3 protein-coding genes and 2 pseudogenes are annotated in these 4,325 nt (G+C 42.2%); 1 reads left to right on the top strand and 4 read right to left on the bottom strand.

Features of this window, described 5'->3' with window-relative positions:
• The 4 genes and pseudogenes from BM299_RS20555 to BM299_RS18520 all read right to left on the bottom strand — a co-directional run.
• Window positions 1–214 (bottom strand): annotated as a pseudogene (locus BM299_RS20555) (methyl-accepting chemotaxis protein); the annotation flags it as partial.
• Window positions 215–493: 279 nt separating this feature from the next.
• Window positions 494–1,225: pseudogene (locus tag BM299_RS20550) on the bottom strand (cache domain-containing protein); the annotation flags it as partial.
• 820 nt (window positions 1,226–2,045) lie between these two features.
• Complete coding sequence (locus BM299_RS18525; RefSeq protein WP_092487967.1) at window positions 2,046–2,915, bottom strand: PAS domain-containing protein; 870 nt, start codon at window positions 2,913–2,915, stop codon at window positions 2,046–2,048.
• A gap of 794 nt (window positions 2,916–3,709) precedes the next feature.
• On the bottom strand, window positions 3,710–3,940 hold the full coding sequence (locus BM299_RS18520; protein WP_092487964.1) for a hypothetical protein: 231 nt from the start codon (window positions 3,938–3,940) through the stop codon (window positions 3,710–3,712).
• A gap of 134 nt (window positions 3,941–4,074) precedes the next feature.
• Here BM299_RS18520 and BM299_RS20360 point away from each other — a divergent pair.
• Window positions 4,075–4,325: SOS response-associated peptidase family protein (locus BM299_RS20360; RefSeq protein WP_165608445.1), on the top strand; the 251-nt coding region annotated here is incomplete at its 3' end.

Below are 4,325 nucleotides of genomic sequence, written 5' to 3'. Positions count from 1 at the left end.
CCACCACTGCAAACCCCCGGCCGTGTTCCCCGGCCCGGGCGGCCTCGATGGCGGCGTTCAGAGCCAGAAGGTTGGTCTGGTCCGCTATGTTGGTAATGGTGTTTATAATTTCTCCAATTTTGTTGGATTGCTCACCAAGTTCTTGAACGGCCTTGGCAACGTTTTCAGTACTTGAGGCAATAATGTTTATTTTTTCTACCGTTTCCTTTACGGCCCGGTTGCCTTCCTCGGCCACCCGCTGCACCTGTTCAGATTCCAGGGCCGCAGCTTGTGCATTCTCCGCTCCCTGGGCCGAAACAGCTGCAACTTCATTGGTGGTGCTGGCCACTTCTTCAACCGTAGCACTTACCTCTTCACTGGAAGATGCCAGCTCCTGGCTGTGCGAGGCCAGCCGGTCGGAACTCTTCTGGATGTCGCCTATCATGGCCTTAAAGTTTCCGATCATCTGGTTGAATGCACCGGCCAGGATACCTATTTCATCTTGGGATTTAACTTTTATTTGTTGGGTCAAATCACCACTGGCAATGCGTTGAGCATTTAAGGCTATTTCTTTGATTGGTTTAGCTATCCTGGAAGCAAACAAAATACATAATAAAACAGCAACAAGTAAACAGATAACAACATTCAGACCTATTTTCCAAACTGATTTTTTTACGGTAGAAAACGTTAATGCATTGGCTGCTGCAATTTCATTATCTACATTATCAATATAAAACCCGGTACCGATTACCCAGCCCCATGGTTTAAAAAGCTTAACATAGGACATCTTGGGGTATCCCACATCGCTGGCGGCACCGGCATTACCCTTCGACCAGTAGTACGTTACAAAACCTTCACCTTCATTAATACATACTTCATTCATTTTTATAAACAAGTCTGTGGGTTTAATATTGCTTTTAATTACTTCGTCGTTCTTTAAATAGATTTTGCCCTCGTAAAAAATCTTTTCCACTGTATCAAAATCATTTATACCGGATAAGTCGGCACCATTCATTTCGGGTTTAATCGGGTGCATAACCATCACAGGGTGGCGAGGGTCTGTTGCGGTATGTACCCAGTAATAACCTGCGCCGTCATTATAGCGCATAGCTCCTATCCGTAAAAGCGCACGTTGTTGGGCCTCCTCTACACTTAACTCACCTTTCCTCGCCCGTTCAGAATATTCAGAAAGTAAAGTATAAACAGTATCACCAAGACTTTTTAGCTGGTTTTGATGAGCGGCCACCAGGTGATTCCTGAGGTCTTTTGCATTTTATTACCATAGTTGTATAGTTGACTTACTGCAAAATAACCTACAACAGTAACCGAAATTATAATTAAAGAAAAAATAAGAGCAAGCAACTTTCCCTGTATTCCGGTAAATTTATGAAACATTCTTTAAACCCCCTTTTAATTCTATCAGTAAGTAACATGTAGCGCTCACCTTTGTTAAATTTTCTCAAAAAAAACTAAGCTACATTCCCCCCCTTTCTTTGCCTGTTTTAACCTCCATCATCACCACCGGTTACCATACTTTAAAGCCTCAGGTCTAGCTGAATTGGTGAATAATGCTTTTAATTAACTGGTCTCCATCATTTACTGATTCTGTTTTTTTCCACTTCATCCTCGGAATAACGGGATACTGAATATACAGTATCTACTATTAGACTTATTTTTTCTCACTTGTTTCTGCATCTATAATACGGAAATCTTTACCAAACTCGCTCTCATCCAAGCCCAAGCGCAGGCTCAAGCTCATAAATGATTTTAGCAATATAATTACATCTAATTTTCAAATTTCCTCTAAATCGACCAAATATTCTATTATTTTTTTTTCCTCTGTTTTAATAGAGAAAAAAATTCACTCCCAGGTGCTGTATAGTATAAGATGCCGTCATCCACGGCCTCGGCCCCAACAGAGCGGTTATCTAGCTAGCCAAATCTATAACCAGATCCTTTAAACGTTCTGCATGACCCTCGGTGATGAAATCTCTGACCTCCAGCGCTTTCTTGAGGGTCTGCACAATGGCGCTGCGAGAGCTCTGATTATGGTGTAGTTTTTCCCGCTACATTGCGTTATCGGCTTCTTTGAACAGTTCGTCCATGCTTTTTGAGACATCGGCCCTTATGGCAAGGGAAGCGTTAATGGCATCATCTAAATTATAAACTCCGACAAACCGGGACGAAATGCGCTTAACGGTTCCCTCAAATTCCAACCTGCTTCTCATAGCTTTTTCTGTCATCTTACGCCCGGTAATGTCTACCGCAAATTCAAAGCGAACATCACGGCCGTCCGGCCACTTTATGATCTTATCCACTATCACAAAATCCTTGTTCAAGAGCGGGTTATGGTACTCCCATTGATAAGGCTTGCCCTTTTCTTTTAAGATTATTTCGTTGGTGCAAAATCCACACGGAGATTCCCCTCCCTGAAACTCTCTATAGCAAGCACCCCCGACCAGATCCTTTTGAAACAAATTCCGGGTAGGTTTGTTTACGTATAATATTTCATATGTTTTTGGGTCAGCGACATAAACTATTTCACTTATGCCATCCAGAAGGTTGTTTAATATTGCCTGAATATCGTAACTCCTCTGAAGCTCCTCTTCCATGTCATACCTGTTTATCGCTTCCCCAATTAGAGGGGCAGTTGACTCGATAAATTTCACAGATTGAACACATACCCCTCGAAACCTTGCCCGCTGTTCTTTTGAGAGCTCACTGATGTACTTAATAGTGTTATTGCAAAAGAAGGAGCCACCTTGAGTCATAATTGGAGCGTCCTGTGCCTCTTGATTTCCGGTAATTACACGTATACATGCGCATTTATCACTTTTTACCGAGAGCCAATTCTCTGATTCCCAAAACTCCTCGCTGAAACCAACATATGATTCATAAGGAATATAGCCCTCTTCAGTTAAAACTCTTATACCCACACAACGACAACCGCACCAATTTTTGAATGAATTTAACCACGATATCGAGATATTCTTTTTTTGAATATTTCTTTTATAAACAGCTTCAGGAGAGTTTTCACGGCTTTCATTTCATTCTTTTGCTCAATCATTACACAAGCTCACCACGATACTTTCTTATTTTCACAGGCTAGTGAAATGCACTGTCCCAAGTTTATCTTTTCTCATTATTAGTATTTTTTTCATTATCTTTCGACATATAAAAAAATTATCCTGTACTTATAAAATGATTGTCACTTAATTCTGCCAACATTTTTCGACAATGTTAGTTCTCCGCTATCCCAACGTTTCCCGTAGGCTAATTCGCCGGCTGCGGGATTTTTTTCACCGAGATGGCTCGGGAACTCCCGCCTTCCATCATGCCCTACCGTCACAGGGCATTGAAATAAACCTCCTTTCTGGTGAAAATAAAAAAGCCGCACTCAACGAAAATGTTGAATATGGCTCTTTTGCGAAGCATAGATACATTTGGACATTTTTTGCGAAATTGTCGTTTCTTTGACAGAATGTTCAGGTGTCATCGGGTAACATAATAGAGGCATTTAGAATAATTTTTCTCTTCCCAATTGTCAAGCGCCCCCATCCTCCTCCGTGGGGCGTTACTTATTTAGAAGGAAACTTTATATATTATCACAGCTTGAGCCCACATGATGCTGCGAAATTGCTTCAAGTGAGCCAGGGCTGGATGAGTTAATAAGTATCAGCGAGAAGTTGAAGGCGGTTATGTAAGCGCCTTTGGAGGGGCATTTATTATTTTATCTTTTCTCAAACTTAATATACAAATACCCAGCAACTCCGCCAGCAATAGCGCCCAAAATTGTCAAGGTTACCACCGCTGCGGCATACGGTTCAACGCCAAAGGATTTAAGCCCAAAGTAAAGATTTGAGCCGTCACCGAAAAGAAGAAATGGTAAAATCCATCCGCAAATGTGGCCAGAAATGGTGCCTATAATAAAGCCAATTAAGATAGCCAAAATACTCTTCATCGAGCCCACCAATCTTTCCCCGCAGAGCGTTTTCCCTTTCGATTAAATAATTATCATTGGCATGCGCAGGGCCCGGTCCATGCGCTGGGGGTTGCTTCCCCCGCTGGGCGAAGGACCAAAAAACGGGTTGCAAAATGATTAACGCCCGCGCAGAAACAATCGACCAGAAGGCTTCCTTTCGCCATTCCTTTTATCACCGCCGCTGCCTGATACCCGCCGGCGGCTTTTACGAATGGCGCAGGTATAATGGACCCAAGAATTTAAACACAAATACAGGGGGTCTTAAGACGCAAATGTCCGTTCGCAAAAGATATCCTGCTGATTTCAAGTCTAAAATTGTACTGGAAATTCTCAAGGAAGAAAAATCACTATCACAGATTTCTTC

It is taken from the genome of Desulfoscipio geothermicus DSM 3669 (genome assembly GCF_900115975.1).
Classification (GTDB): Bacteria; Bacillota; Desulfotomaculia; order Desulfotomaculales; family Desulfallaceae; genus Desulfoscipio; species Desulfoscipio geothermicus.
Note: the sequence above shows the minus strand (reverse complement) of the source record. Positions and strands in the feature narration are given on the sequence as shown.